Source organism: Acidovorax sp. sic0104, from assembly GCF_019219095.1.
In the GTDB taxonomy this organism is placed as follows: Bacteria; Pseudomonadota; Gammaproteobacteria; order Burkholderiales; family Burkholderiaceae_C; genus Acidovorax.
Genome location: NZ_JAHUWH010000001.1, coordinates 585,691 through 611,105 on the forward strand (window position 1 = coordinate 585,691; position 25,415 = coordinate 611,105).

25 protein-coding genes are annotated in these 25,415 nt (G+C 64.8%); 15 read left to right on the top strand and 10 right to left on the bottom strand.

Annotated features, from left to right (window positions below; translation table 11 throughout):
- Window position 1 precedes the first annotated feature (1 nt).
- The 3 genes from KW835_RS02755 to KW835_RS02765 are packed head-to-tail and all read left to right on the top strand — an operon-like array spanning window position 2 to window position 3,000.
- Entirely contained in the window at window positions 2–1,528 is a 1,527-nt protein-coding gene (locus KW835_RS02755) for a virulence factor TspB C-terminal domain-related protein (RefSeq protein WP_218380731.1), read from the top strand.
- A 2-nt stretch (window positions 1,529–1,530) separates the two neighbouring features.
- Window positions 1,531–1,830 carry a DUF2523 domain-containing protein gene (locus KW835_RS02760; RefSeq protein WP_218380732.1) on the top strand — a complete coding sequence of 100 codons (300 nt, stop codon included), beginning with the start codon at window positions 1,531–1,533 and terminating at the stop codon, window positions 1,828–1,830.
- Between the two features lie 6 nt (window positions 1,831–1,836).
- On the top strand, window positions 1,837–3,000 hold the full coding sequence (locus KW835_RS02765; RefSeq protein ID WP_218380733.1) for a zonular occludens toxin domain-containing protein: 1,164 nt from the start codon (window positions 1,837–1,839) through the stop codon (window positions 2,998–3,000).
- On the opposite strand, the gene KW835_RS02770 is transcribed toward KW835_RS02765, so the two are convergent.
- Window positions 2,997–3,254, bottom strand: a complete 258-nt coding sequence (locus KW835_RS02770) for a hypothetical protein (protein ID WP_218380734.1) — start codon at window positions 3,252–3,254, stop codon at window positions 2,997–2,999. The two genes, KW835_RS02765 and KW835_RS02770, sit on opposite strands and share 4 nt — an antisense overlap.
- 105 nt (window positions 3,255–3,359) lie before the next feature.
- Between KW835_RS02770 and KW835_RS02775 the strand changes: the two genes are divergently transcribed.
- The 3 genes from KW835_RS02775 (at window position 3,360) to KW835_RS02785 (ending at window position 5,194) form a co-directional block, all read left to right on the top strand.
- Window positions 3,360–3,971: a recombinase family protein gene (locus KW835_RS02775; protein ID WP_218380735.1), complete on the top strand. Its 612-nt coding sequence runs from the start codon at window positions 3,360–3,362 to the stop codon at window positions 3,969–3,971.
- Between the two features lie 41 nt (window positions 3,972–4,012).
- The gene (locus tag KW835_RS02780) at window positions 4,013–4,252 is read left to right on the top strand and encodes a lipoprotein (protein WP_218380736.1); all 240 of its coding nucleotides are present in this window, start codon (window positions 4,013–4,015) and stop codon (window positions 4,250–4,252) included.
- Window positions 4,253–4,375: 123 nt separating this feature from the next.
- Window positions 4,376–5,194 (top strand): MBL fold metallo-hydrolase, encoded by an 819-nt coding sequence (locus KW835_RS02785; protein ID WP_218380737.1) that lies wholly within the window; start codon window positions 4,376–4,378, stop codon window positions 5,192–5,194.
- Between the two features lie 98 nt (window positions 5,195–5,292).
- Here the strand turns inward: KW835_RS02785 and KW835_RS02790 are convergent, their stop codons facing one another.
- The 5 genes from KW835_RS02790 to KW835_RS02810 form a co-directional block, all read right to left on the bottom strand.
- Window positions 5,293–5,958 (bottom strand): sulfite oxidase heme-binding subunit YedZ, encoded by a 666-nt coding sequence (locus KW835_RS02790; RefSeq protein WP_218380738.1) that lies wholly within the window; start codon window positions 5,956–5,958, stop codon window positions 5,293–5,295.
- A gap of 65 nt (window positions 5,959–6,023) precedes the next feature.
- On the bottom strand, window positions 6,024–7,028 hold the full coding sequence (gene msrP, locus KW835_RS02795) for a protein-methionine-sulfoxide reductase catalytic subunit MsrP (protein WP_218380739.1): 1,005 nt from the start codon (window positions 7,026–7,028) through the stop codon (window positions 6,024–6,026).
- A 186-nt stretch (window positions 7,029–7,214) separates the two neighbouring features.
- Window positions 7,215–8,573 (bottom strand): c-type cytochrome biogenesis protein CcsB, encoded by a 1,359-nt coding sequence (ccsB, locus tag KW835_RS02800; RefSeq protein WP_218380740.1) that lies wholly within the window; start codon window positions 8,571–8,573, stop codon window positions 7,215–7,217.
- Window positions 8,570–10,738 carry a cytochrome c biogenesis protein ResB gene (locus KW835_RS02805; RefSeq protein WP_218380741.1) on the bottom strand — a complete coding sequence of 723 codons (2,169 nt, stop codon included), beginning with the start codon at window positions 10,736–10,738 and terminating at the stop codon, window positions 8,570–8,572. The genes ccsB and KW835_RS02805 overlap by 4 nt, the downstream gene beginning before the upstream one ends.
- A gap of 168 nt (window positions 10,739–10,906) precedes the next feature.
- A complete protein-coding gene (locus tag KW835_RS02810) occupies window positions 10,907–11,548 on the bottom strand; it encodes a cytochrome c (RefSeq protein WP_218380742.1) in 642 nt (213 codons plus the stop codon).
- A 132-nt stretch (window positions 11,549–11,680) separates the two neighbouring features.
- Here KW835_RS02810 and yihA point away from each other — a divergent pair, with 132 nt between their 5' ends.
- The gene (yihA, locus tag KW835_RS02815) at window positions 11,681–12,445 is read left to right on the top strand and encodes a ribosome biogenesis GTP-binding protein YihA/YsxC (protein ID WP_218380743.1); all 765 of its coding nucleotides are present in this window, start codon (window positions 11,681–11,683) and stop codon (window positions 12,443–12,445) included.
- A 50-nt stretch (window positions 12,446–12,495) separates the two neighbouring features.
- The gene (locus tag KW835_RS02820; RefSeq protein ID WP_218380744.1) at window positions 12,496–13,401 is read left to right on the top strand and encodes an alpha/beta fold hydrolase; all 906 of its coding nucleotides are present in this window, start codon (window positions 12,496–12,498) and stop codon (window positions 13,399–13,401) included.
- 187 nt (window positions 13,402–13,588) lie between these two features.
- Here the strand turns inward: KW835_RS02820 and KW835_RS02825 are convergent, their stop codons facing one another.
- Entirely contained in the window at window positions 13,589–14,455 is an 867-nt protein-coding gene (locus KW835_RS02825) for a lipid A biosynthesis acyltransferase (RefSeq protein ID WP_218380745.1), read from the bottom strand.
- Window positions 14,452–15,315, bottom strand: a complete 864-nt coding sequence (locus KW835_RS02830) for a lysophospholipid acyltransferase family protein (protein WP_218380746.1) — start codon at window positions 15,313–15,315, stop codon at window positions 14,452–14,454. Before KW835_RS02830 ends, KW835_RS02825 begins: the two co-directional genes overlap by 4 nt.
- Window positions 15,316–15,446: 131 nt before the next feature.
- On the opposite strand from KW835_RS02830, the gene metK reads away from it, so the two are divergent.
- The 3 genes from metK (at window position 15,447) to KW835_RS02845 (ending at window position 17,535) form a co-directional block, all read left to right on the top strand.
- Window positions 15,447–16,628, top strand: a complete 1,182-nt coding sequence (gene metK / locus KW835_RS02835) for a methionine adenosyltransferase (protein ID WP_218380747.1) — start codon at window positions 15,447–15,449, stop codon at window positions 16,626–16,628.
- 214 nt (window positions 16,629–16,842) lie between these two features.
- A complete protein-coding gene (locus KW835_RS02840; RefSeq protein WP_218380748.1) occupies window positions 16,843–17,028 on the top strand; it encodes a DUF1328 domain-containing protein in 186 nt (61 codons plus the stop codon).
- 54 nt (window positions 17,029–17,082) lie between these two features.
- On the top strand, window positions 17,083–17,535 hold the full coding sequence (locus tag KW835_RS02845) for a hemerythrin domain-containing protein (RefSeq protein WP_218380749.1): 453 nt from the start codon (window positions 17,083–17,085) through the stop codon (window positions 17,533–17,535).
- 70 nt (window positions 17,536–17,605) lie between these two features.
- Here KW835_RS02845 and KW835_RS02850 read toward each other — a convergent pair whose 3' ends face one another.
- A complete protein-coding gene (locus KW835_RS02850; RefSeq protein WP_218380750.1) occupies window positions 17,606–18,850 on the bottom strand; it encodes a diguanylate cyclase in 1,245 nt (414 codons plus the stop codon).
- A gap of 219 nt (window positions 18,851–19,069) precedes the next feature.
- Window positions 19,070–19,747, bottom strand: a complete 678-nt coding sequence (locus KW835_RS02855) for an NUDIX hydrolase (RefSeq protein WP_218380751.1) — start codon at window positions 19,745–19,747, stop codon at window positions 19,070–19,072.
- Between the two features lie 177 nt (window positions 19,748–19,924).
- Between KW835_RS02855 and KW835_RS02860 the strand changes: the two genes are divergently transcribed.
- From KW835_RS02860 to KW835_RS02875, 4 genes are all read left to right on the top strand, one after another.
- On the top strand, window positions 19,925–20,782 hold the full coding sequence (locus tag KW835_RS02860; RefSeq protein WP_218380752.1) for a cysteine hydrolase: 858 nt from the start codon (window positions 19,925–19,927) through the stop codon (window positions 20,780–20,782).
- A gap of 212 nt (window positions 20,783–20,994) precedes the next feature.
- A complete protein-coding gene (pncB, locus tag KW835_RS02865) occupies window positions 20,995–22,194 on the top strand; it encodes a nicotinate phosphoribosyltransferase (protein ID WP_218380753.1) in 1,200 nt (399 codons plus the stop codon).
- Between the two features lie 302 nt (window positions 22,195–22,496).
- Complete coding sequence (locus KW835_RS02870; RefSeq protein ID WP_218380754.1) at window positions 22,497–24,197, top strand: NAD+ synthase; 1,701 nt, start codon at window positions 22,497–22,499, stop codon at window positions 24,195–24,197.
- Window positions 24,198–24,356: 159 nt separating this feature from the next.
- Window positions 24,357–25,412 (top strand): bifunctional nicotinamide-nucleotide adenylyltransferase/Nudix hydroxylase, encoded by a 1,056-nt coding sequence (locus KW835_RS02875; protein WP_218380755.1) that lies wholly within the window; start codon window positions 24,357–24,359, stop codon window positions 25,410–25,412.
- Window positions 25,413–25,415 lie beyond the last annotated feature (3 nt).

The window sequence follows — 25,415 nt, forward strand, 5'->3', positions numbered from 1 at the left end:
CATGGCTGATCTTCACCGCCTAGTGCGCCTCTGGCTCCTGGCCTGCCTCTCGCTTGTGTCCTTAGGCGCTCAGGCGTTCGACCCAGTCGATAAGTGGGTCGGCAGCAAGAACGGCCAAACCTATACCAGTCCAAGCGCCTGCCTGTCGGCGCAAAAATCCAAATGGGATTCCGAGTTTCCGGGCCATGTTGGGTGCCGCACGTGGTCTGATACCGGCATCACTGTCACCGATGGCGTACGCGGTATCGCGTCCGAGCTTGGCGGCTGCGCTGGTGGGGCCGTGTGGTGTACGGCCACCGCTCAAAAAGCATGTCCTGCGAACTCGACTCAGGACAGCAACGGGAATTGCACCTGTGATTCGGGCTATCACGAGAGGACCGTTGACGGTCAAAAGGCTTGCGTCAAGCCCGATGACCGCACGCCAAAACAGCTATGCCAGGATGCAGCATCGCACTGGAACAGCACGCTCAATAGTGACCGTTCGATGCGCGTTGGCGGTCCGCTGTCCCAGTACGCGGACGGTGCGGCAACGTGCGCACAGGTCAATGGCATGCCCGATGGGCAAGGCTGCAAACACTGGTTCACTGGTGACCTTGGCTTTAAGGACGATCAGGGCAAGTCGTGGACCAATGGGTTCTCTATTGCTTTGGATGAGGGGGACCCGCGTGCCAATGGCTCACTCGTCTGCAGCTTGGCTGACGGCAGTCAGCCGCCTAAGGAAAACCCGCAGCCCGAAGACTGCAGGCAGGGCTACAAGACCACGGTTATGGGTGTCGAGCTTTGCATAGAGGATTGGACTGGTGAGACTGAGGGCAACGACCGGGACCAGACCACCGATGGCAACGGCAACAAGTCCACGACGAAGACGAACATCAAATGCGTTGGTGATCAGTGCAAGGTCACGGAAACCACCACCACCACAAAGCCAGACGGCACCACCTCCACCACCACGACCACCACGGAGGGCGTCAACCGTCAAGCCTATTGCGCTCGCAACCCTGAAAGCGCCATCTGCAGGCGGCAGGACGATAAGGACGGCGGCGACAAAGGCCCGGCCACGCGCAACCCTGGTGGCGGTAACGGCGACGGCGAGGGCGACGGCTTCTGTGAAGAAAACCCAGACTCACCCATCTGCAAAAAAAGCACCTGGGGCGGCTCCTGCGCGTGGAATTTCCAGTGTGACGGCGACGCCATTCAGTGCGCCATGGCGAAAGAACAGCACATCAGGGCGTGCAAGCTGTTTGACGATGCATCGCCAGAGTCCGCGCTGTACGAGTCCAACAAAAACAAGGAAGGCGCGCAGACAAAAGACCTGCCGGGGAGTCGCGAAGAAAGCATGGCAAACCGCGTCAGCACGGCCGATGCATTTGGCGGTGGTGGGCAGTGCATCCAAGACCTGAACATTGCTGTCATGGGACAGGCCGTATCGCTCCCCATGAGCAAGGTTTGTCCGATCGTGGGCGTCATCGGAAACATCATGATCGGCGTCGCCCTGCTGCTGGCCGTTCGCATCGTAGGTAGGGGGTAACCATGCCAGTCTTCATTGCTGCTATCGGCGGCATGCTCATCAATCTTGCCGGTGCGCTTGTCGGTCGTGTCCTGATTGCCTTGGGTATGGCGGTCGTCACGTATACCGGCGTCAATGCCAGCCTGGACGCTCTCAAGGCTCAGGCAGTCCAAAGCTTCACAGCGCTGCCCGCTGAGGTCTTCGGCATGCTGTCGATGATGAAAGTCGGTGTTGCCATCAGCATCGTCACCAGTGCCATCGCGGCGCGCATGCTGCTCGATGGCCTTACCTCCGACACCTTCAAGCGTTGGATTTTGAAGTAGGCCACCATGCTCCACATCATCAGCGGCGCCAATGGCGCAGGAAAGACCCTCAACACCCTGAAATGGGTGCGTGAACGTCAGCTCAAGGAAAGCCGCCCTGTGTGCCATAACGGGCGATTCGAGCCTGTTGAGGGCGGTGAGCTGGCGGGCTGGAAAAAGATCGACTTCAAAGACTGGCAGGATGAGCCAGACGGGACCATCTTCCTGATCGATGAGGCCCACAATGACCTGCCAAACCGGCCCGCAGGCTCCACGGTGCCCGATGCCGTCAAGATGCTTGCAGAGCATCGCAGGCGCGGCTTTGATTTCTACTTGGTGACCCAGCACCCGCAGAACCTCGATAGCTTCGTGCGCAGGCTTGTCGGCCCGCCTGGATGGCATCGTCATCTCAAGCGCTCGTTTGGTGTCGATATGGTCAGCGTGTTGGAGTGGCCCGCAGTCAATCCCAATTGCGAGAAAGACGGCAGTGGCAAGACCGGCACGGTGACCATGCAGGCGTTCCCCAAGGAGGTCTACGGCTGGTACAAGTCGGCCAGCTTGCATACCGGTAAAAAGCGCTTGCCGCGTCAGTTGTGGGTGCTGTTGCTGTGCCTCATCGCTCTGCCTCTCCTGCTGTGGGCGGCATCGTCCAAGTTGCTCGCGAAGGGCGATCCCAAGGGCGCGGCGAAGCCAGCCGCAGCGCAGACGCAAACTGTCGCCGCTGCATCTGGTGGCCCGCCGGGTCAAGGGCCTAAGACCGTGGCGGAATACCTGCAAGCGCGGCACGCAAGGCTCCCTGATTTCCCGCACAGCGCGCCTGCATACGATGAGGTCACAAAGCCCACGGTGGCCCCGTATCCAGCCGCGTGCGTGAGCATGGGCGACAAGTGCAATTGCTACACGCAACAGGCCACGGTGATGCAAGTCAGCGCGGCTACGTGCCTCCAGATCGTGAAGCGTGGTTTCTTCGTGGACTGGCAACAGCCGCAGGCCATGCAGCATGCGCTGCCGCCGCCCGCTCCAGTCGCCCGCCCTGAGCCTATGCACGAGGTGCGCACTGCGCCCGCGCCGACACCAGAGTTAAACCTCCCCGGCCACATGACTCAGGCCGACATACCGCAGGCCCTGGGCATCCGCAATCCGGCGTTCAACATGCCGCCCAGTGGTTGGGGCGGTCACTTTGGCGGTTAATCAGCTCTCATGTCTTCCGCGTTCGCTACGTCTTTGGTCAATGTCCAGCGGTAGCCGGGCGGTGCTGTTGGGTGTCCACCGCTCCGCTGCATCGGGTTCGCCTCGCGTATGCCATCGCGTACGCCTGCTTTTATCACCCAGTACGTTGCCCAAAAGAGCAGTATCAAAACGATGAGGCTAATGGACAGTTGAAAGACTGCGGCGCGGACCATTTCCGCTTCTAGTTGCTGCAAGTCAATCCCAAATTTGTGCATGTGGTTCCCTCGCGTTTTATGCGGTTTATCGGTGGATTGAAGCCCTTGTATTGCCGCTAACTTTTCTCGATTCGTTCCCGGTCCAAAACAATTCTAGGAGGTGTGATGCTTGTCGGCTATGCGCGGGTTTCAACGGCGGATCAAGATACGGCTCTGCAGCGCGATGCTCTCGCACGTGCGGGCGTTCTCAAGGTCTTTGTTGAGTCGGGGTCTGGTGTGGGGCCTCGGCCGCAGTTGCAAAGGGCGTTGGCGGCTTTGCAGCGGGGTAGTGTCCTGGTCGTCTGGAAGCTGGATCGTGTTGCTCGCAGTCTTGCCGATCTGCTTTCGATTTTGTCGAGGTTGAAGCGCGTGGGCGCGTCAATTAAGAGCCTGACAGAGCCTCTCGATACTTCGAACCCTTTTGGTGAGTTCACCTTCCAGATACTCGGGGCGGTCGCGCAGTTGGAGCGCTCGATGATTCGTGAGCGCGTGATGGCAGGGCAGGCTGCTGCGCGTGCTAGGGGCAAGCGCTGGGGGCGACGCAGGGCTTTGTGCGCTGAGGATGAGGCGCAAGTGGTATCGATGTACGTTGCAGGGGCTGCAACGATGGATGAGCTTGCTGTCTTGTGGGGCGTCGGTCTTGGCACTATCAAGTGCGCGATTTATCGTGTGATACGGCCTGACGCTCCATATCTCACGCGGGTTAGGGCTTCGGGGTCAAGGGGTGGAACCCCTTGAATTTCGCTAGCCGCGCGACTGTCGATAAGTACAATTTGCGCATGTTGAAAGCTCCCCAAATTCTAGTCAGGACGCTTGTCCTTGCTGCCAGTGCGGCGGCCATTGCCGGGTGTGGTCAGCGGGGTCCGCTGTACCTGCCGACCGACGCTACCGCCGCGCAGCGCGCCACACTTCCGGAGACTCTCGCCCCCAGGAGCGGAGCCGGGCGCGACAGCGGTGCTTCCCGCATGCCTGCAGGCCCTGCGCCAGCAGCCGCTGACGCGGCATCCGCTCCGCGCTGACAGACCACAGGGCGGCTTTGGTGGCGAAGGCGCCGGTGCCAATGGCGTCATTCTTGATTTCCATCAAGGACGCTTTGCAGTGGCAATCGTAGAGTGGGTGCTTTATTGCACTGCAGGATGGCCATGGCCCTGGAACTCTACCGCGACAAGAACCATGCTTGTCTGATGTTCACCGACCTGATCGAGGAAGACGGCCAGGCCGTGCAGGCCAATCAATTCCTGATCGTGGACGACGACACGGGCGCCATCATCGACCCGGGCGGCAACCTGGCCTTCAACGAGCTGTTCATGGGGATGACCAAGCACTTCCCCCCGCACAAGCTGTCCTACCTGATTGCATCCCACGCGGACCCGGACATCATCGCTTCGCTGGACCGCTGGATGACGAGCACCAAGGCGGACCTGGTGATATCGCGCGTGTGGGAGCGGTTTGCCCCCCACTTCACCAAGGTCGGCAAGACCGAGAACCGCGTGATCGGCGTGCCCGACAGCGGCGGCCACCTGCCGCTGGGGCGCCATGAGCTGGTGCTCTTGCCGGCGCACTTCATGCATTCCGAAGGCAATTTCCACTTCTACGACCCGGTCAGCCGCATCCTGTTCACGGGCGACCTGGGGGTGTCGATGATGTCGGGGGCCGAAGCGCGCGTGCCGGTTACCGACCTCAAGCCCCATATCCCGCGCATGGAGGGGTTCCACCGCCGCTATATGGTCTCCAACAAGATTCTGCGTCTGTGGACGCAGATGGCGCGGAAGCTGGAGATCTCCATGCTGGTGCCCCAGCACGGTGCTCCCATCATGGGCAAGAAGGCCATCAGCGACTTCTTCGACTGGATCGAGAACCTGATGTGCGGCATCGATCTCTTTGACGACCGTGCCTACCAGATCCCCACGGCCCACATCGATCCGGTGAGCCGGCAAATGCGTGCCCAGCCATTGCGTTAGCACGCAGCTGGCCTTCAAGGGTTAAAAGTCACTCTACCGCCTGATAGTCAAGCGCCGAAAGCTATTATTTCAATAGCAAATCAAACCGTTGCGCTTCTTCAGGATTTGGCGCGTGCGGCCGGCGATGCAGGCCGGCTGGCGGCCCCGCCACGGTGAGCAGCAACGCGGTCCTTGCGCAGCCGATGCCACAGCCGCCAGCCCAGCAAGGCGGCCAGGATGGCGGCGTACACCGCGACCTCGCCAAAGTTGTTCTTGCCGGCGCGCATCCAGAAGAAATGCAGGATGCCGAGCCCCGCCACGGCATAGACCGTGCGGTGCAGGGCCTGCCAGCGTTTCGCCCCCATGGCCTTGATGGCGCGGTTGAACGACGTGGCCGCCAACAAGGTGAGCAGCAGCAAGGCCAGCGAGCCCACCAGGATGAAGGGCCGCTTGGCGATGTCGCGCAGGATGTCCGGCAGATCGAACCCCATGTCGAACCAGGCGTAGCTCAACAGGTGCAGCACGGCGTAGAAGAACACGAACAAGCCCAGCATGCGCCGAAACCGCGCCAACTGCGGCGTGGCGCTGATGACGCGCACGGGCGTCACCGCCAGCACCAGACACAGCGCACGCAGCGCCCAGTCGCCGGTGGCGCGGATCAGCGCCTCGGCAGGGTTGGCGCCCAGCTGATTGGCGACCGTGGCATACACCAACCAGGCCAGCGGCAGCAGGCACAGCACGAACACCACGGGCTTGGCGGCCGGATGAAGCAAGAGTTTTCGCATGGGTCTGCCGGGCCTTGATGTCGTCGGAGTGCAGCGCGGTGGCGGGCCTTGTCAGCAGCGACGGCTCAGTAGAACTTCTTGAGGTCCATGCCGGCGTACAGTTGGCCGACCTGGGCTTCATAGCCGTTGAACATCAGCGTCTTGCGCTTTTTGGCAAACAGGCCGTCCTCGCCGATGCGACGCTCCGTGGCCTGGCTCCAGCGCGGGTGGTCGACCTCGGGGTTCACGTTGGAGTAAAAGCCGTATTCCTGCCTGGCCGCCTTGTTCCAGGCGGTGCCGGGCTCCTTCTCGACGAAGCGGATCTTCACCAGGCTCTTGGCGCTCTTGAAACCATACTTCCACGGCACCACCAGCCGCACCGGCGCGCCGTTCTGATTGGGCAGCACCTCGCCGTACATACCGAAAGCCAGAAGGGTCAGCGGGTGCATGGCCTCGTCCATGCGCAGGCCTTCCACGTAGGGCCAATCCAGCACGCGCGAGCCCACGTAGGGCATCGTGGCCTTGTCCGCCAGCGTCACGAACTCCACGTATTTGGCGCTGCCCTGGGGTTCGACCCGCTTGATCAGCTCCGCCAGCGAATAGCCGACCCAGGGCACGACCATGGACCAGCCCTCCACGCACCGCAGCCGGTAGATGCGCTCTTCCTGCGCGCTGAGCTTGAGCAGGTCTTCGATACCGTACTTGCCGGGCTTCTTGACCAGTCCCTCGACTTCCACAGTCCAGGGGGTGGTCTTCAAGGTGTGGGCGTTGCGTGCCGGGTCCGCCTTGTCGGTGCCGAATTCGTAGAAGTTGTTGTAGGTGCTCGCGTCCTTGTAGTCGGTGAGCTTTTCCATGGTGACCGCGCCAGCCACCGCCGACCGGGTGCTGGCCAGCGCCGCCAGCTTGCCGGGCTTTGGCACGGCCGCCGCCTGCGCCATGGCCTCGCGCCCCGCCCAGGCAGCCAGCGCGGCCCCTGCTGCGCCACCAGCCATGAGCCGAAGCATCTGGCGGCGGTCTTCGTACACCGCGCGCGGCGTGATCTCGCAGGAGTGCGGGTGGTTGAAGCCTGTGTTGCGGGGCGGGATCAGCATGGCGGTCTCCAGTTTTCTCGGGGGGTATCGGTTAGGACGATAGAGCAGGACTACTGCTAGTTCGTTCCCTGTACCGCCCAGGTTACACCGAAGACCCAATAGTTGCTGCCAGCCGCAGCCCCGTGCCGAGCCCCTCTTTCCCCGCGCTCAGCCTTTAACCGCTGCGGCGGCCAGCGCCCAGCAAGCCTACAAGGTGCCGTAGCTGTGCAGCCCCGACAGGAACATGTTCACGCCCAGGAAGGCGAAGGTCGTCACTGCCAGGCCCACCAGGGCCCACCACGCCGACACCGTGCCGCGCAGCCCCTTCATCAGGCGCATGTGCAACCAGGCCGCGTAGTTCAGCCAGACGATCAGCGCCCAGGTCTCCTTCGGGTCCCAGCTCCAGTAGCCACCCCAGGCCTCGGCCGCCCAAAGGGCGCCCAGCACAGTGGCGATGGTGAAGAACGCGAAGCCTACGGCAATGGACTTGTACATCACGTCGTCCAGGATCTCGAACGAGGGCAGGCGCGCTGCAATGCGCTTGCGGCCCAGCAGGATGCCCGCGACGATGAGCGCGGAGATGCCGAAATACACCATCCAGTAGCTACCACCGTTCTCCGTGGCACCTTGGCGGAACACGATGGGCTCGAAGCACAGCACCACACCCAGCAGCCACAGCGGGGCCAGCTTGTACCAGCGGGTTTCGGTGGCCTGCTGCTTGATCAAGTAGGCAAAAGCCACCATGGCGGCCAGCGCGAAGGTGCCGTAGCCGATGAAGTTGGCGGGCACGTGCAGCTTCATCCACCAGCTCTTCAAGGCCGGCACCAGGGGCTGGATCTCATGCGCCTCGCGCACCACTGTGTACCAGAGCAGGAAGCCCACGGCTGCGCTCACCACCAGCATCACGAAGCCGCCCAGGGCGCGCGTGTCGTACTGCTCTTCGTAGTACAGGTAGAACGCCGCCGTCATCCAGCAGAACAGCACGAACACTTCGTACAGGTTGCTCACGGGGATGTGGCCGATGTCAGGCCCGATGAGATAGCTTTCGTACCAGCGCACCAGCGTGCCGATGAGCGCCATGGCCACCGCCGCCCAGGCGATGCGCGAGCCCAGCATGCTCATGGTGCGGCCCTCGCCGCGAGAGAACATGCCCACCCAGTAGAAGATGGTGCTCATGAAGAACAGCATGCTCATCCACAAAATGGCGGACTGGCTGGACAGGAAGTACTTGAGGCCGAACACCGCATCGGCACGCGCCAGGCTGCCGGCGCCGTCCTGCTGGTACAGGCCGATGGCCATCAGAGCCACCGCCGCCACCACCAGCAGCAGTACGCGCAGCGGGCGCCAGAACCAGCACAGCCAGATGGTGCTCGGGATGGCGCCCAGCAGGATGCCCTTCTCGTACACATCCATGAAGCTGCCGTAGCGCTGCAGCGCATACAGCCCGCCTGCCACGACGATGGCGGCGAAAAGCCAGTCGAACCAATTGCGACGGGCAAAGAACCCTTCGTTCAAGGTGACCGTGGTATTGGTCGTGGAAGATGAAGATGTAGTGGCGGTGTTCATGCGGTGCCTTCCGGGGCCGTGGTGCCGGCTCCGATCAATTTCTGTGCGAGCTGTACGAACTCCTGGTCGCCGTCCATCGTCTTGCGGTTGGCCGACAACGCCATGACGGCGTGGGCGCGGCCGCCGTCACCGTCGCGCGGGGCCAACCAGACCCAGACGCGGCGCTCGCGCACGTACAGCATCGCAAAAACGCCCAGGATGAGCAAGGCGCAGCCGAGATAGACAACGTTCTTGCCAGGGGCGCGGGCCACCTGGAACACGCTGGCCTGTACCTGCGTGAAGTCGGTGAGCTCAAACACCAGCGGCGCGGGGTAGATCTGCGCATCGGACAGCGACAGCACCGCCTGTGTCATGAAGCCCTGCGTCTTGTCATCCTGCGGCAGCGGAGACAGGCCGGCCCGCTGGCGCGACAACTGCGCCACCTCGAACAGCGTGCCGTTCAGGATGCGCACCAGCACCTCGCCCGCACGGGAGCGCTCGGCCTCGGGCACGTTGGCCTCCATGAAGTCCGACACCGCCTGCAGGCCGCCTGTGGGCTTGCCGTCCACTGTGCCGCGGCCCGCAAACAGCGCCAGCGCGCGGGATGCGGACTGCCGCAGCTGCTCGGCCAGGTCGGGGCGCGATGCATCGATGGCCTGGGCGACGTAGCGGCGCACCGCCACTTCACGCAGTTCGGGGTCGGCCAGGGTGGCCTTCATGCGCATGAAGCCGTCCATGCTGCCCTTGTCGTCGGCCGGCACCCGCAGGTAGCGGAAGGGCTCGGAGGGCGTCTCGCGCACGCCCAGCAGAAACACGGGTGCACCATCGCCCGTGTCCACCGGCAGCATGTAGTTGTGGAACTCGCGCGCCTGGCCGGCTGCGTCGCGCAGCTTGTAGCTCACGCTCGGGCCCACGTTGCGAAGCTCCTTCTTGGTGACCGTCTTGTTGGCGGCCCCAAGGCGCGACTCCACGGACTCGCGCAGGTCGACCTTGCGGACGTCCACGCCCGCGGCGCCGGGGCCAGCGCCACCGAAGTTCTCCACGTTGATGGTGCGCAGCGCGGTGAATTCGAGCGTCAGCGTCTCGCTGCCCGGGCCGCCGCCCTTGTTGGTGAGCTGTGTCGAATTGCCCACCACGCCCTCGATGTCGAACGGCTTGGCGCCCTCCGCCATGGGCACGGCGCGCAGCTTCAGATGCGAGCCGCCGTCGTCGAAGCTCGACTGGTAGATCTCGATGCCCTTGTAACTGGCCGGGTGGTTCACTTCCACGCGCGCCGGCGTCTTCTCGCCCGTGGCCTTGTCGTGGATGACGATCTCGCTGGCAAACAGCTTGGGCATGCCGGTGGAGTAGTGCTCCACGATGAACTTCTTGAGTTCGATGGCGAACGGCAGGTCCTGCAGCACCACGCCGTCGGACTGGTTCAGGATCGCGGTGCTCGACTGCGTCCCCTCGGCAACGAGCAGGTTTCCGCGGAACGTGGGGTTGCGCTCGGACAACCGGTGTTCGGGCTTCACGTCGGCAATCAGGCCGCCGCCCTGGTACGGCGACTTGCCCAGCAGCAGCATCTGGCCGCGCACGATGAGGTCTCCATCGAGCAGGCCGCCCACGCACACCAACACGATGGCGCTGTGCGCCGCGATATACCCCAGCTTGTTCGCAGCCCCGGCCTTGGCCGCCACCATCCAGCCCGTGCCCGGGCCCGCCGCCGTGTCGCGCTGCTGCAGGCGCACCTTCCAGCCACCGCCCGCCAGCATGGTGCCGATGCGGCGTGCCTCGGCTTCGGCCGGCTCGTTCAGGTCGGCCTCGGCCTTGTGGTGGAAGGCCTTGAGGCTCTGCTCCCGGATGTTTTCCTTGTAGACCTTGAGGTCCGTCAGGATCTTGGGCGTATTGCGGGCAATGCACAGGGACGTGCTCGTCACCAGGAAAGCCAGGATCAGCAGGAACCACCAGGCGCTGTACACCGCGTTGAGCTGCAGGGCGCCGAACAGCTCGGCCCAGAACGGCCCGAACTGGTTGACGTAGTTGACCGCCGGCTCATGCTGCTTGAGCACCGTGCCGATCACCGAGGCGATGCAGATCACCGTCAAGAGCGAGATCGCGAACCGCATGGAGGACAGCAGCTCGACCCCGGCGCGCAGGGCTGCTGAGCCGGTCTTCAGGCCAAGGCCCTGGGTGTTGTCGGACATGGAATGGAAGAGGAAAAGCGGGTGCCCGAAAGCGCGAGAACAAAAAAAGAAAGAAAACAAAAAGGGCGGGGCCATCAGTGTGATGGACCCGCCCTTTTTGGGGTTGTTATTGGCGGTAGGTTCCGTGCGGCCCGCTCAAAAGCGCCGCCGTTTGTTGACCAGGGTCAATCAGCGCAGGCCGGCGATGTAATCCGAGACTGCCTTGATTTCCTTGTCGTTGAGCTTGGCGGCCACTTGCGTCATCTGGATGCTGTTGCCACGCTTGCCGTCGCGGAACTCCACCAGTTGCTTGGTGGTGTAGTCGGCGTGCTGGCCCGACAGGCGGGGGTACTGGGCAGGAATGCCGGAACCATTGGGGCTGTGGCAGCCGGCGCAGGCGGCGATGTTGCGGTCTGCAATGCCGCCGCGGTAGATGCGCTCGCCCAGAGAGACCAGTTCCTTGTCCTTCGCGAAGCCGGGCTTGGCGGTCTTGGACGTCACCCAGTAGGCGATGTTCTTCATGTCGTCATCGGACAGCGCCGAGGCGAAGCCCTTCATGACGGGATCATTGCGCTTGCCGGACTTGAATTCCTGCAGCTGCTTGATCAGGTATTCGGGGTGTTGCTGCGACAGCTTGGGGTTGGCCGCAATGGCCGAGTTGCCGTCAGCGCCGTGGCAGGCTGCGCACACAGCCGTGAAGCTGGCTTCGCCCTTGACCAGATCGGGCTTGGCCGCCTTGGGGGGCGCTGCGGGTGTCTCGCCCGCAGAAAAGGCCGGAAGAGCAGGTGCTGCCAGCGCGGCAGCTATCAGCATGGAGGCGAGCAACTTCATATCGAGGGTCTGTATGTTTATGTGCGCAAAACCCCGCGATTCTACAATGAGGCCCTACTTGCATCACAGGAACACATGCAGTGCCTCTTTCGAGATCCGTAAAAGGCATTGAACAGGTTCCCACTTTCTCTCATGACGACCACCCCTTCCGCGCCAGTTGCTGGCTCTCTTCCGCCCGCACCCGACGCCAAGATCGCCATGGGCTGGATGCACACGGCACGGTTCTTGACCACCGCCGCGCAGTTGCACCATCTGCCACCCATCCACGTGCCTGAAATCGCTTTCGTGGGCCGCTCCAACGCAGGCAAATCCACCTGTATCAACACGCTCACGCAGCAAAAGCAGCTCGCTTTCGCGTCCAAAAGGCCTGGGCGCACGCAGCACATCAACCTTTTTTCACTGGGCAAGCACGGCGTGACGGATGCGGTGCTGGCCGACCTGCCGGGCTACGGTTACGCCAAGGTATCGCGGTCGGACAAGCAGCGCTGGCAGCAGGTGATGGTCAATTACCTGGTCAGCCGCCCCGGCCTCACCGGCATCGTCTTGCTGTGCGACCCGCGCCTGGGTTTGACCGAGCTGGACGAGGCGTTGCTCGAAGTGCTGCGCCCACGGGTCGAAGAGGGGCTCAAATTCCTCATCGTGCTGACCAAGGCCGACAAGCTCACCCGCGCCGAACAGGCCAAGGTGCTGTCCATTACGCGACTGAACGCGGGCGGCGGAGAGGTGAAGATGTTCTCGGCCCTCAAGAAGCAGGGCGTGGACGAGGTGGCCCAGTTGCTGTGGCAGTGGGCGCACCCCGTGCAACCCGAACGCGCGGCCGCAGCAATGCTCCCCGCCGAAGGGCCCGCACCGGACGCCGCCACGCCGACCGCGCCTGAGGATTCTCAGCAAAACTAGGCCGTAGCGCTTACCCAGCGGGCGCTATCTGCTATTCAATCAGTAGCGCCATGATCCAGACCCGCACCGTCGCCCTGCCCCACGGCACCACCCTGCACTGCCGCGTGAGCGGCGTGGCCGGCCGGCCTGTGCTGTTGTTCCTGCATGGATTCCCCGAGGGGGCCTTCATCTGGGACGAGCAGCTCGCCCACTTCGCCCGCCCCGAGAACGGCGGCTACCGCTGCATCGCGCCCTACCTGCGGGGCTTCGGGCCATCCAGCAGCCCGACCGAGGTCGAGGCGTACCGCGCCAAGCATCTGGTGCAGGACCTGGCGGCGCTGATCGCGGCCGAATCGCCCCAGGCACCGCTCGAGTGCCTGGTGGCGCACGACTGGGGCGGCGCCGTGGCCTGGAACCTGGCCAACCAGCAGCCGCAGCTGATGAAGCGCCTGGCCATCATCAACTCGCCGCACCCGGGTGCCTTCGTGCGCGAACTGTCGCACAGCCCCGCACAGCAGGCCGCCAGCCAGTACATGCACTTCCTGTGCAGGCCGGATGCCGAAGCGCTGCTGGCCGAAAACGACTTCCGCCGGCTGTTCGGCTTCTTCGACGACCCGCAAGGCCGCGCCCCGGCCTGGCTCACCGACAGCGTGCGCGCCCAGTACCGCGCACTGTGGCAGCAAGGCCTGACGGGGGCCTGCAACTACTACCGCGCCAGCCCCATCCGCCCGCCGCGCGACGGAGAACCCGGCGCGCAGGCCATCACGCTGCCCGACGCCATGCTCACCGTGGGCGTGCCCACGCTGGTGCTCTGGGCCATGGACGACCCGGCCCTGCTTGCGGGCCTGCTGGACGGCCTGCCGGACTGGATCCCGCGGCTGCAGATCCGACAGGTCGAGCAGGCCTCGCACTGGGTCGTGCACGAACACCCGGAACGCGTGGCCATGGAGCTGCGCCGGTTCTTGCAATCAAATTGATAGCTACCAGCGCCCACCGCATAAGCTCTGCAAGCACTTTTTTACCAGAAAAGTGGATTTGACACGCGCCCCGCAGTGCCCCGACACCGTTCAGGCTGAGCTTGTCGAAGCCCCGCGCAGCGCTTCGACAAGCTCAGCGTGACCGGTGCGGGTCTGGCACTGTGCCTTCAAGAGCAAGAACCTGGCTTCAATACAAGCCTGGCTCGCCCTCGGGCCGTGTCTTGAAGCGCTTGTGCACCCAGTAGTACTGCTCGGGCATGGTGTCGATCACGGCCTGCAGCTCGCGATTCATGCGCTCGGTGTCGGCATCGACGTCGTCCGTGGGGAAGTCCGGCCACGCGCGCGAGACCTCGGCCACATAACCGGTGGGCGTCATGCGCGAATACACCCCCACCACCTTGGCACGGCCCAGCCGCGCAAAACGCGACAGCGACGGAATGGTGGCCGCCGTCACGCCGTAGAACGGCACGAACAGTGAGTCGTTGCGGCCGTAGTCCATATCGGGCAGCAGGTACAGCAGGCCGCCCTTGCGCAGGTTGGCGATGATGGGTTTCACGCCATCCGACCGGTTGAGCATGCGCACATCGCCAAAGCGCTGGCGCCCGGCCATGAACCAGGCGTCCACGGCCGGGTCGGGGTGCGTGGCGAAGATGGAGGTGAATGCGCGCTGGTAATGCAGCGGCAACGCCAGGCCACCCGCATCCATGCCGTAGAAATGCGGCGCGAACAGGATGGTGGGGGTATCGCCTTCCAGCTCATCGATGGCACCCGCGAGAACGACACGCCGCTGCACCACCTCGCGTGGCGCGGCCCACAGCCAGCTGCGGTCCAGCCAGGTCTGGCAGAACGCCACGAAACTCGCCCGCGCGACGGCCCGGCGGCGCGCTTCGGTCCAGTGGGGAAAACACAGCGCCAGGTTGCGCAGCGCCACCTTGCGCCGGGGCGCCACCAGCACGAAGGCCGCCTGCCCCAACAGCCAGCCCAGTCCGCGCAGCACCGGCAGCGGCAGCAGCGCCAGCACCCGCATGAACCAAACGCCCAGGCGGCCGGTCATGCGGTGGTCTCCGGGCCCGGTGCGGCCGGCACGGCCTCCGCACGGGGCTGCTTGTAGCGGGCGTAGCCCCACAGGTACTGCTCGGGGCACTGGCGGATGAGGTGTTCCATGGCCTGGTTGATCTGCCGCAGGGCCTGATCCATATCGGCGGACAGCGGCGCCGGCAGCGGTTCGAAGTGGGTGACATAGCCGCGACCCCAGGACAGCCGCTCGCAGCGCGCCAGCACCACCGCCGCGCCCGTCTGCTGCGCCAGCCGAGCGGCCAGGGTCATGGTGTACGCGTCGCGGCCGAAAAAGGGCGACCACTGGCCCTGGCCCTCGGGCGGCACCTGGTCGGGCAGAAGGCCCACGGCCTCGCCCCGGCGCAGCGCCTTGATCATCTGGCGCACGCCCGCCAGCGTGGTGGGCACGGCCAGCATGCCGGGGCGGTTGCGCGCCGTCTCCATCACCTTGGCCAGCCAGGCCTGGCGCGCGGGGCGGTACAGCACGGTGATCGGCCCGCGTTCGGCGCTCCACCTGCGCGCAGCCGCCTGGGCAGACAGCTCGAAGCAGCCCTGGTGGGGCGTGAGATACACAATGCCCTTGCCAGCCGCGTAGGCGGCCTCGACACAGGCCTCGCCCACCAGCCTGCACGGCATGGGAGAGCCCAGCCACAGGCGCGGCAGCTCTGCCACCATGCGGCCCGCATGCCCCACCGCCGCGCGCACTGAGCCGAACGAATACCCAGCCGACGACACATTGGCCAGGAAGCGGCGCCGGTACGTTGCAGAAGCGGCAAATGCCACCCAGCCCATGGCCGCGCCCATGGCATGCAGCAACCACAGCGGAAATACGGAGAAAAAACGGAAGACGACTGGCATTAAAATAAAGGGGTCGCTGAGTTAAATGAGCAACTTGCAGGGCGACGTAAAAAAAATCTGCTAAAGCGTTCGCCAAGCTCCTACGGGGTGAGGGCAACGCCCCAAATGCCGGAACACAGGAGTTTATTCAAATGGCGAACGACTTTCTCTTTACCTCGGAATCCGTCTCCGAAGGCCACCCCGACAAGGTGGCCGACCAGATCTCCGACGCGATCCTCGACGCGATCTTCCAGCAGGACCCCCGCTCCCGCGTCGCCGCCGAAACGCTGACCAACACCGGACTCGTGGTGCTGGCGGGCGAGATCACCACCAACGCGCATGTGGATTACATCCAGGTGGCGCGCGACACCATCAAGCGCATCGGCTACGACAACACCGACTATGGCATCGACTACAAGGGCTGCGCCGTGCTGGTGGCCTATGACAAGCAGTCCAACGACATCGCCCAGGGCGTGGACCACGCTTCCGACGACCACCTGAACACCGGCGCCGGCGACCAGGGCCTGATGTTCGGCTACGCCTGCGACGAGACGCCCGAGCTGATGCCCGCGCCGATCTACTACGCCCACCGCCTCGTGGAGCGCCAGGCCCAGTTGCGCAAGGACGGCCGCCTGCCCTTCCTGCGCCCCGACGCCAAGTCGCAGGTCACGATGCGCTACGTGGACGGCAAGCCCCACAGCATCGACACCGTGGTGCTCTCCACCCAGCACCACCCCGACCAGAGCGAAACCCAGACCAAGATGAAGGCCTCGTTCACCGAAGCCGTCATCGAAGAGATCATCAAGCCCGTGCTGCCCAAGGAATGGCTCAAGGACACGCGCTACCTGATCAACCCCACCGGCCGCTTCGTCATTGGCGGCCCCCAGGGCGACTGTGGCCTGACCGGTCGCAAGATCATCGTGGACACCTACGGCGGCGCCTGCCCCCATGGCGGCGGTGCGTTCAGCGGCAAGGACCCCACAAAGGTGGACCGCTCGGCCGCCTACGCCGCCCGCTACGTGGCCAAGAACATCGTGGCCGCCGGCCTGGCGCGCCAGTGCCAGATCCAGGTGGCCTACGCCATCGGCGTGGCCGAGCCGATGAACATCACGGTCTACACCGAAGGCACGGGCGTGATCCCTGACGACCAGATCGCCAAGCTGGTGCGCGCGCACTTCGATCTGCGCCCCAAGGGCATCATCCAGATGCTGGACCTGCTGCGCCCGATCTACGAGAAGACCGCAGCCTACGGCCACTTCGGCCGCGAAGAGCCCGAATTCAGCTGGGAACGTGCAGACAAGGCCGCTGCACTTCGTGCGGCAGCAGGGCTGTAAGACCTCCGCGCCAACCCAGCCCCCGCACCAAAGCCGCAACGCCCCGCGTTGCGGCTTTTCTTTTGCCTGCTCCCGGGCCACGATCCGCAGCGGCTCTCTCCTACACCGGCATCCCGCCCGTGCTGACGGCTGCGCCAAAGCCTCGCCGGTATCGTTCCTTCACACCCTGACGCAGCCCACGGCTGCTCTTCAACCCCCGCAAGGAGCGACCATCATGCTGAAGTACGCCATCATTTTTGCCCTCATCTCCCTCGTTGCAGGTGCGCTGGGCTTCACCGGCGTGGCCGCGGGCGCCGCTGGCATCGCCAAGGTGCTGTTCGTGATCTTCCTGATCATTGCCGTGGTGTTCGTGGTGCTCGCCGCGATCGGTGTAGGCGCCGCCCGCAAGGCGCTGAAATAACCGGGCGGGACCTGAATTTCCGCCCAACCAACGACCACAAGAACAGGACGCCCCATGACCCTTAACATCTTCGAAGCCCTGCGCGAAAGCCACGAGCGGCAGCGCGAGCTGTACCGCCAGCTCGTCGAAACCAGTGGCGACACGCCCGAGCGCCACGAACTCTTCGAGCAGCTCAAGACCGAACTCCTGGCGCATGAGCTGGCCGAAGAACGGCACTTCTACATTCCGCTGATGGAACACGACGCCGGCGTGGATCTGTCGCGGCATGCGATTTCCGAGCACCACCAGCTCGATGAACTGGTGGAGTCACTCGAAGATGCGGATCCGGCCACGCCCGCCTGGCTGCCGCTCGCCAAAAAACTGGCGGAGAAGGTGGAACACCATCTGAAAGAAGAGGAACACAAGTTCTTCCAGATGGCCGGCAAGCTTCTGACCGAGAAGCAGAAAACGCAGCTGGCCAAGGACTACATCGCGACCTACGAAGAGGCCAAGACCACGACGGCGTGAAAGGCTTTTGGGACATGAATCCGTTCACGCAGAGCCCGAACGGATCCTGATGGGCTGAAAGCCATGCGCCTCAGGCCACGGCTTCCTCGGCCCGCACCACGCAGTTGCGGCCCTTGGACTTGGCCACATACAACGCCGTGTCTGCGCGCTTGATGAGCGCGTGGGCGTCTTCATGGTGGTCCCAGGTGGCCACGCCAAAACTGGCGCTCACATGCCCTACAGAGTCGAACGGCGCGCCGGCAATGCGGGCGCGCACCGCCTCCGCCATCGCCATGGCGGCGTCCACCGGGGTTTCCTTGAGCAAAATGATGAATTCCTCGCCGCCGAAACGGGCCGCGCAGTCGGACGAGCGCAGCAGCTCGCGCACCCGCAGCGCCGTGCTCTTGAGCACCACATCACCCGAATCGTGGCCGAAGGTGTCGTTGATGCGCTTGAAGAAGTCGATGTCGAACATCACCACCGACAGGCTGCTCTTCTTGATGCGCGTATCGGCCATCTCGGTCTCCAGCCGCTCGAAGAACCGGCGCCGGTTGACCAGGTCGGTCAGGAAGTCCTTGGTCGCAAGGTCTTCCAGCTTGGTATTCAGACGCGCCATGGGTTCGATCACCAGCGAGGACAGCGACAGGTTGAGCGCCACGAACAACAGCACGAAGCTCGCCACCAATGCCCCCATCACGGTGTAGAAGGTCTGGCGCGCCTTCTCCAGCGGGAAGTACATCGGCACCTTCACCACCTGGATGCCCACCGTCTCGTTCATGCCCCAGCCAAAGCCGTTCTTGTCACCGTAGATCTTGAGCATGGTCGGCGGCGCTGCGGCGGGCGTGCTGTGGCAGGCCATGCACTGCGCCTGCTTGATGGTGATGGGCCGGGCCACGTACATCGCGCGGTGCATGCCCTCGCCCACCTCGCCCGTCACTTCCTTCTTGACATCCACGCGGCCTTCGCGGAAGTCATTGATGATGCGCTCTTCCCATTCGTTGGCACGGTCGCGCAGATTGGTGGGGTTGAGCACAGCCTCCTTGTACTCGTAGCCGGCAAAACGGCCCTGCAGGCGGCGCAGCGTTTCTGTGGCTGCGTACGCGGGCACGGTCTGCGGCAGGAATTTCTCGGCCAGCGTCACATCCAGGTGCGGCTTGACCAGCTCGGTGGTGTAGTCGCGGATGGCCATGGCGGCGTGCATCATGATCTGCGAGTTGTGCTGCACCTCCTCGATGGCCGACTGCTGCAGGAACCTGTGCACGTAGGCCCCGGCGCCGACCACGGCCAGCAGCAGCACAGCCGCCAGCACCAGGTTGAATTTCAGTCGCAAAGACATGGATCTCCCTCAAGCGCCAGCGTGGACTGGCTTGTTGTCAGACTGGTATCGCCCACCCTACGGGCGTGGGCCACGCGCCCATGCGCCGGCGGCCCAAAAGCCTGCGTTTGTGCCAGATTATGCGGGGGTGGTCCAACTTTTTCTGCCGGCGTGCAGCACGCGCAACACTTGCGCCAGCCGACACCACCGCGCCCCCTGGCGGCGCCAGCGCCGCGCCCGCTACAGCCCGCGCGCACTCAGCGACAGGCTGCGCCGGTAGGCCGCCCGAACGCGGTACAGTTGCGCGGGCCGGTGGGCGCCTCCCGTCTGCAGGGCGCCGTGCACAGGCTCCAGCATGGCCAGCTCATCCATCTTGCGGCGAAAGCTCACCTTGTTGATCGCCTCGCCCAGCACCGCTTCGTACACAGCCTGCAGCTGCGGCAGAGTGAACGGCTCGGCGCACAGGTGCACCGGCAGCGACGAATACTGGCTCTTGCTGCGCACGCGCTGCACGGCGGTGTCGATGATCTGGCGGTGGTCGAACGGCAGGGGCGGCAACGCATCCACCGCCACCAGTGGCACGCGGCCCTCAGCCTGGGCCAGCGTCTCGGGCGGCACCAGCGCGCAATACGCCACCGCCACGGACCATCCCCGCGGGTCGCGAACCGCACCGGAGAACGTGGCCAGTTGCTCCAGGTAGGGACTGTCGAGCCCCGCCTTGTCGCGCAGCACGCGGGCGGCGCTGGCCTGCGTGTCCACATCGTCCTGCGCATGGATGTAGCCGCCGGGCAAGGCCAGCGCCTGGGCAAACGGTGCCCGCTCACGGCGCACCAGGGCCACCTTCAGCTGGCCCTGCTCCAGGGTCAGCAGCACTACGTCCACGGTGCAGATCACGGCAGGGGCACGGTCGTTGTTCATGGCTCCATCACACAGTTCATTGCAGCAATATACGAACAAGGCTACCACCGCAGATGCGAAAAACCAAGCGCCCACACAATACGCAAGCTCTGCAACGACACACCATGTTGCATCTTAGTTAGTTGCATTTTTAATTTAACAACCCTACACTGTCTTCAACACCCGAAGGAGAAGACCATGGCCCGCCACATCCAGCTGCTGGTGATCGACCCGCAAAACGACTTCTGCGACCTGCCTGCCGACTGGCTGCCTGCCCAGCCCCGCGGCAGCCGCACAGCGCCCAGCCTTCCGGTGGTTGGCGCCCATGCCGACATGCAGCGCCTGGCCGCGTTCATCCGCACGCAGGGCGCACGGTTTGACGCCATCACCGTCACGCTCGACTCGCACCAGCGCCTGGACATCGCCCATCCCGGGTACTGGCAACAGGCAGGCGGCGCAGCCGTCGCGCCCTTCACCCCCATCACGGCGGCCCAGGTGCGCAGCGGCGCCTTCAGCCCGCGCAGCGCCACCGCACTGCCTCGCACGCTGGCCTACCTGGATGCGCTCGAAGCCCAGGGCCGCTACACGCTCATGGTCTGGCCCGTGCACTGCGAGATCGGCAGTTGGGGCCACGGCGTGCATGCCGACGTGCTGGCCGCCTGCGGCGACTGGCAGCTGCAGCAACAGCGCGCGGTGCACAACGTGTTCAAGGGCACCAACCCCTGGACCGAGCACTACAGCGCGATCCAGGCCGAGGTGGTGGACGCCGCCGACCCGGACACCGCCCTCAACACCCGCCTGCTCGCGGCGCTCGACACCGCCGACCTGCTGCTCATCGCCGGCGAGGCCAGCAGCCACTGCGTGCGCTCCACCACCGAGCACATCGTGCAGCACCTGCCCCGCCTGCAGGCGGCCGGCGCCCGGCCGAGCCACATCGTGCTGCTGACCGACTGCATGAGCCCGGTTGGCGGCTTCGAGACCCAGCACCAGACCTTCCTCGACGCCATGCGCGCCCAGGGCGTGCAACTGGCCACCAGCACGGAAATCAGCCTCTAGGGACCCTCTGCACGAATCATCGCGCCGTGTGCATCTGCGGTCTCGGGCGGCCTGCGGCTTTGCAAATACTCGCAATAGCTACGGCTATTGCTGCGTTTTGCGCCTTGCACTCCTTCCCGATCCGCAGTGCACACTTGGCAGCTCGATCCGTGCAGAGGATCCCTAGCGCTTGCTGAACAAGCGTAACCAGCTATAGAAACAGGAGCACCATCATGACCCGCATCATCACCAGCCTGCTCGACACCGATCTGTACAAGTTCACGATGTGGCAGGCCCTGCTGCACCGGCACCCGCAGACGCAAAGCGAATACCGCTTCGTGTGCCGCAACCAGCCCCTGTACCCGCTGACCGAACTGCTGCCGGACGTGAACGCCGAACTGGACCACCTGTGTTCGCTGCGCTTCACAAAGGGCGAGCTGGACTACCTGGGCGGCCTGCGCTTCATCAAGACCGACTTCATCGACTTCTTGCGCATCTTCCAGTTCCAGCGCAGCTTCATCGAGGCGCGGGCCGAGGGCGACACGCTCACCATCGTCGCGCGCGGCCCCCAGGTGCATGTGATGGGCTTCGAGATCTTCGTGCTGGCGATCGTGAACGAGCTGTACTTTCGCCGCTTCGACGCCGCCGCAGCGCTGGCCAGCGGCCGCGAGCGCCTGGCCGCCAAGGTGCAGCAGCTGCAGGACCTGGCCCGGCAGGCCACGCTGCGCCACCCCTTCGAGCTGTTCGACTTCGGCCTGCGCCGCCGCTACAGCGGCGACTGGCAGCGCGAGGTGGTCAAGACATTCGCAGAGCAGACGCCGCAGTGGTTCAAGGGCACCAGCAATGTGCTGCTGGCGCGCGATCTGAACCTGGTGCCCATCGGCACCATGGCGCACGAGTACCTGCAAAGCTACCAGGCGCTGGGCGTGCGGCTGCGTGACTTTCAAAAGGCCGCGCTGGAAGACTGGGTGCAGGAGTACCGCGGCGACCTCGGCATTGCGCTGACCGACACCGTGGGCATGGACGCATTCCTGGCCGACTTCGATCTGTACTTCGCCAAGCTGTTCGACGGCCTGCGCCACGACTCGGGCGACCCGGTGGCCTGGGGCGAAAAGGCGCTGGCGCACTATGCCAGGCTGCGCATCGACGCGAACACCAAGCGGCTGGTGTTTTCCGACGGCCTCACGCTCACCAAGGCGCTGGCGCTGTACCGGCACTTCGGCGACCGGACACAGCTGGGCTTTGGCATCGGCACCCATCTCACCAACGACATGGGAGACACACCCGAAATGAAGCCGCTGAACATCGTGATGAAGCTCACCCGCGCCAACGGCCAGGCGGTGGCCAAGCTGTCGGACACGCCCGGCAAGACGCTGTGCGACGATGAAACCTACTTAGCTTACCTCCGCCAAGTCTTCAACGTTGTGAATTGAGCGGCTGAGAAAACTCTCCTGGCGTCGTTGTTCCGTCTTGCCGTACCTGCGGTACTGTCAGCGACGGAACGCCTGGGGATCCTCTTCACGAATCGCCGCGCCGTGGGCATCTGCGGGCTCGGGCGGTCTGCGGCGTTGCAAATACTCGCAATAGCTACAGCTATTGCTGCGTTTTGCGCCTTGCAGCCCTCCCGATCCGCAGCGCCCACTTACCGCTTGATTCATGAAGAGAATCCCAGAACCGCTTCGCTGAGTTTTTCAGCCACTCCGACGGGCTCTGCAGCACTCAAGGAAAAAGACACATGCTTCGCATCACCATCGCCCAATTGAATTTCACCGTCGGCGACATCGAAGGCAATGTCGACCGCATGGTCGCCGCCGCGCGGCAGGCCGCGGCCGACCGGTCCGACCTCGTCGTCTTCAGCGAACTCTCGCTGTGCGGCTACTACCCCGGCGACATGCTGGACGAGCCCGAGTTCATGCAGCGCGTGGAGGCCGGGGTGGCCGCGCTGCAGGCCGCATCGGCCGAGCTGCCCGACCTGCACTGGGTGGTGGGCACGCCCACACGCGCCAGCGGGCCCGGCAAGCGGCTGCACAACAGCCTGCTGGTGCTGCACGGCGGCCAGGTGCGCCTGTCGTACGCCAAGCAGTTGCTGCCCACCTACAACATCTTCGACGAGCGCCGCCACTTCGAGCCCGGCCCCGACGTGGCCAAGGTGCTGCGCGTCGGCAGCTTCCAGGTGGGCCTGCTGGTCTGCGAAGACGGCTGGAACGACCACGGCGCCGACTACGTGACCAACCCCTTCGTGCGCCTGCGCGACGCCTCGCCAGACCTCGTGATCAGCATCAACGCCAGCCCCAGCCACGTGGGCAAGCGCGAACAGCGCCACCAGATTTTCGGCGGCTCGTCGCGCCGCCACGGCCTGCCCATCCTGTACGTCAACCAGGTGGGCGGGCACGACCAGCTGGTGTATGACGGCGCGTCGTTTGCGGCCGAGCCCGATGCCGGCATCGTCTTCGAGGCGCCCCGCTTCGTCGAGGACGTGCGCACCCTGCAGTTCGACAACGGCCACTTCTCCATGGGCGACGGCCAGGCCCCGGCCCCCGTGCCAGCCGAGGGCATTCCCACCATGGAGTTCTACCGCCAGCAAATCATGCTGGGCCTCAGGGACTACGCGCGCCGCTGCGGTTTCAGGCAAGTCGTGGTGGGCAGCTCGGGCGGAATCGACAGCGCGCTCACCCTGGCCCTGGCCGCACAGGCGCTGGGCCCGGAGAACGTGGTGGGCATCACCATGCCCTCGCGCTACTCCAGCAGCGGCTCGGTCGACGACTCGGTGGCGCTGTGCCGCAACCTGGGCGTGCAGCTGTTCACCCACCCCATCGCAGACCTGGTGGCGGGCTACGCGCAGCTGTTCGGGCAATCGTTCGACCAGCCGCTGGCGGGCCTGCCACTGGAAAACCTGCAGGCGCGCATCCGCGGCACGGTGCTGATGGAATACTCCAACGCCTTCGGCCACCTGCTGCTCACCACCGGCAACAAGTCCGAGATCTCGGTGGGCTACTGCACGCTGTACGGCGACACCAACGGCGGCCTGGGCCTCATCGGCGACCTGTACAAGACCGAAGTGTTCGCGCTCTCGCGCCACCTCAATGCGCAAGCCGGGCGCGAACTGATTCCGCAGGCCATCATCGACAAGGAGCCGTCCGCCGAATTGGCACCCGGCCAGCGCGACGTGGACAGCCTGCCGCCCTACCCGGTGCTCGACGAGGTGCTCAAGCTGCTGATCGAGGGCGAGCGCCTGTCCACGGCCGAGCTGACGGCCGCGCAGGCCTTCGTGTCCAACCTGCAGGAGGGCGACGCCGGCCGCGCACTCGTGCAGCGCGTGCGCATGATGGTGGCGCGCAACGAATACAAGCGCCGCCAGGCCCCGCCCATCCTGCGCGTGCGGCCCCGGGCCTTCGGCAGCGGGCGGCAGATGCCGATCGCTGCAAAGTATGTGTGACGGGATTGCCTGACAGTGACCCTCTTTCGGGCCGAGATGTTCACGGGCCGGGTCCGTGCGCTGCAGACACCCCGTCTAAAATTACTATCAAAACAGTAGCTGGCAGCGCTCACGCATCAAGCGCCAGAGGCCAAAAATACTTCAAGATCCTGGAGACGCATGCACGATACCGCCATCTACATCGGCCGCTTTGAGCCCGTCCACACCGGCCACCTGGCCCTGCTGCAACGCGCACTCGACAGCGCGCAGAACGTGATCGTGGTGGTCGGCTCCGCCTGGCAGGCCCGCTCGCCCAAGAACCCCTTCACCTGGCAAGAGCGCGAGGCCATGCTGCACGCAGCCCTGCCCGCTGCCGACCGAGCGCGCGTCCGGGTGCTGCCCGTGAGGGACTACTACAACGAGGCCGTGTGGGTGCAGGCCGTGCGCCGGGGCGTGGCAGAGATCGCCGGTGCCGGTGCGAACATTGGCCTCGTGGGCCATTTCAAGGACGCCACCAGCAGCTACCTGAGCGCCTTCCCCGGCTGGCAGCTCATCCACGTGGAACGCCAGGGCCGCATCGACGCCACCTCCATCCGCGACGCGTATTTCGGCGCCACGCCCGCCACGGTGCAGGCAGCGCTGGCCCCGCTGGCGGCCGAGATTCCGGCGAGCACACTGACCGCGCTGGAGCGCTTTTCCCATACCCCGCACTACCCGGCCCTGCAGGAAGAATGGCGCATGCTGCGCCGCTACCGCGAAGCCTGGTCCGCAGCCCCCTACCCACCGGTCTTCGTGACCGTGGACGCCGTGCTGCGCTGCCAGGACCACGTGCTGCTCATCCGCCGCGCCCACGCGCCCGGCAAAGGCCAGCTGGCTGTGCCCGGCGGCTTCATCGAACAACGCGAAACGGTCTGGCAGTCCTGCCTGCGCGAGCTGGTGGAAGAAACCCACTGCGACCTGCCCGAGGCCACCATGCGTGCCGCGCTGCAGTCCGTGGCGGTGTTCGACCACCCCGACCGCAGCCAGCGCGGCCGCACGCTCACGCACGCACACTACTTCGACCTGGGCGGCGCGGCATTCCCCACGGTGCAGGCAGATGACGATGCGCTGCAGGTGCAGTGGACTCCGCTCGCGCGGTTGGCTGGCTTGGAAGAGGAATTCTTCGAGGACCACTTCCACATGCTGGACCATTTCCTTGGCATCACCGACGCGCCCGAACTGGCGGCGTCAGCCTGACCG

Excerpts from the sequence above, each read along its gene's own strand:
- KW835_RS02830 (WP_218380746.1), bottom strand. The coding sequence starts at position 15,315 with ATGCCAGTCGTCTTCCGTTTTTTCTCCGTATTTCCGCTGTGGTTGCTG.
- pncB (WP_218380753.1), top strand. The coding sequence starts at position 20,995 with ATGACCCGCATCATCACCAGCCTGCTCGACACCGATCTGTACAAGTTC.
- KW835_RS02790 (WP_218380738.1), bottom strand. The coding sequence starts at position 5,958 with ATGCGAAAACTCTTGCTTCATCCGGCCGCCAAGCCCGTGGTGTTCGTG.
- KW835_RS02820 (WP_218380744.1), top strand. The coding sequence starts at position 12,496 with ATGATCCAGACCCGCACCGTCGCCCTGCCCCACGGCACCACCCTGCAC.
- KW835_RS02775 (WP_218380735.1), top strand. The coding sequence starts at position 3,360 with ATGCTTGTCGGCTATGCGCGGGTTTCAACGGCGGATCAAGATACGGCT.
- KW835_RS02805 (WP_218380741.1), bottom strand. The coding sequence starts at position 10,738 with ATGTCCGACAACACCCAGGGCCTTGGCCTGAAGACCGGCTCAGCAGCC.
- KW835_RS02875 (WP_218380755.1), top strand. The coding sequence starts at position 24,357 with ATGCACGATACCGCCATCTACATCGGCCGCTTTGAGCCCGTCCACACC.
- KW835_RS02850 (WP_218380750.1), bottom strand. The coding sequence starts at position 18,850 with ATGTCTTTGCGACTGAAATTCAACCTGGTGCTGGCGGCTGTGCTGCTG.
- KW835_RS02840 (WP_218380748.1), top strand. The coding sequence starts at position 16,843 with ATGCTGAAGTACGCCATCATTTTTGCCCTCATCTCCCTCGTTGCAGGT.
- KW835_RS02860 (WP_218380752.1), top strand. The coding sequence starts at position 19,925 with ATGGCCCGCCACATCCAGCTGCTGGTGATCGACCCGCAAAACGACTTC.
- KW835_RS02785 (WP_218380737.1), top strand. The coding sequence starts at position 4,376 with ATGGCCCTGGAACTCTACCGCGACAAGAACCATGCTTGTCTGATGTTC.
- KW835_RS02870 (WP_218380754.1), top strand. The coding sequence starts at position 22,497 with ATGCTTCGCATCACCATCGCCCAATTGAATTTCACCGTCGGCGACATC.
- KW835_RS02770 (WP_218380734.1), bottom strand. The coding sequence starts at position 3,254 with ATGCACAAATTTGGGATTGACTTGCAGCAACTAGAAGCGGAAATGGTC.
- yihA (WP_218380743.1), top strand. The coding sequence starts at position 11,681 with ATGACGACCACCCCTTCCGCGCCAGTTGCTGGCTCTCTTCCGCCCGCA.
- msrP (WP_218380739.1), bottom strand. The coding sequence starts at position 7,028 with ATGCTGATCCCGCCCCGCAACACAGGCTTCAACCACCCGCACTCCTGC.
- KW835_RS02855 (WP_218380751.1), bottom strand. The coding sequence starts at position 19,747 with ATGAACAACGACCGTGCCCCTGCCGTGATCTGCACCGTGGACGTAGTG.
- KW835_RS02760 (WP_218380732.1), top strand. The coding sequence starts at position 1,531 with ATGCCAGTCTTCATTGCTGCTATCGGCGGCATGCTCATCAATCTTGCC.
- KW835_RS02780 (WP_218380736.1), top strand. The coding sequence starts at position 4,013 with ATGTTGAAAGCTCCCCAAATTCTAGTCAGGACGCTTGTCCTTGCTGCC.
- KW835_RS02825 (WP_218380745.1), bottom strand. The coding sequence starts at position 14,455 with ATGACCGGCCGCCTGGGCGTTTGGTTCATGCGGGTGCTGGCGCTGCTG.
- KW835_RS02845 (WP_218380749.1), top strand. The coding sequence starts at position 17,083 with ATGACCCTTAACATCTTCGAAGCCCTGCGCGAAAGCCACGAGCGGCAG.
- KW835_RS02755 (WP_218380731.1), top strand. The coding sequence starts at position 2 with ATGGCTGATCTTCACCGCCTAGTGCGCCTCTGGCTCCTGGCCTGCCTC.
- KW835_RS02810 (WP_218380742.1), bottom strand. The coding sequence starts at position 11,548 with ATGAAGTTGCTCGCCTCCATGCTGATAGCTGCCGCGCTGGCAGCACCT.
- metK (WP_218380747.1), top strand. The coding sequence starts at position 15,447 with ATGGCGAACGACTTTCTCTTTACCTCGGAATCCGTCTCCGAAGGCCAC.
- KW835_RS02765 (WP_218380733.1), top strand. The coding sequence starts at position 1,837 with ATGCTCCACATCATCAGCGGCGCCAATGGCGCAGGAAAGACCCTCAAC.
- ccsB (WP_218380740.1), bottom strand. The coding sequence starts at position 8,573 with ATGAACACCGCCACTACATCTTCATCTTCCACGACCAATACCACGGTC.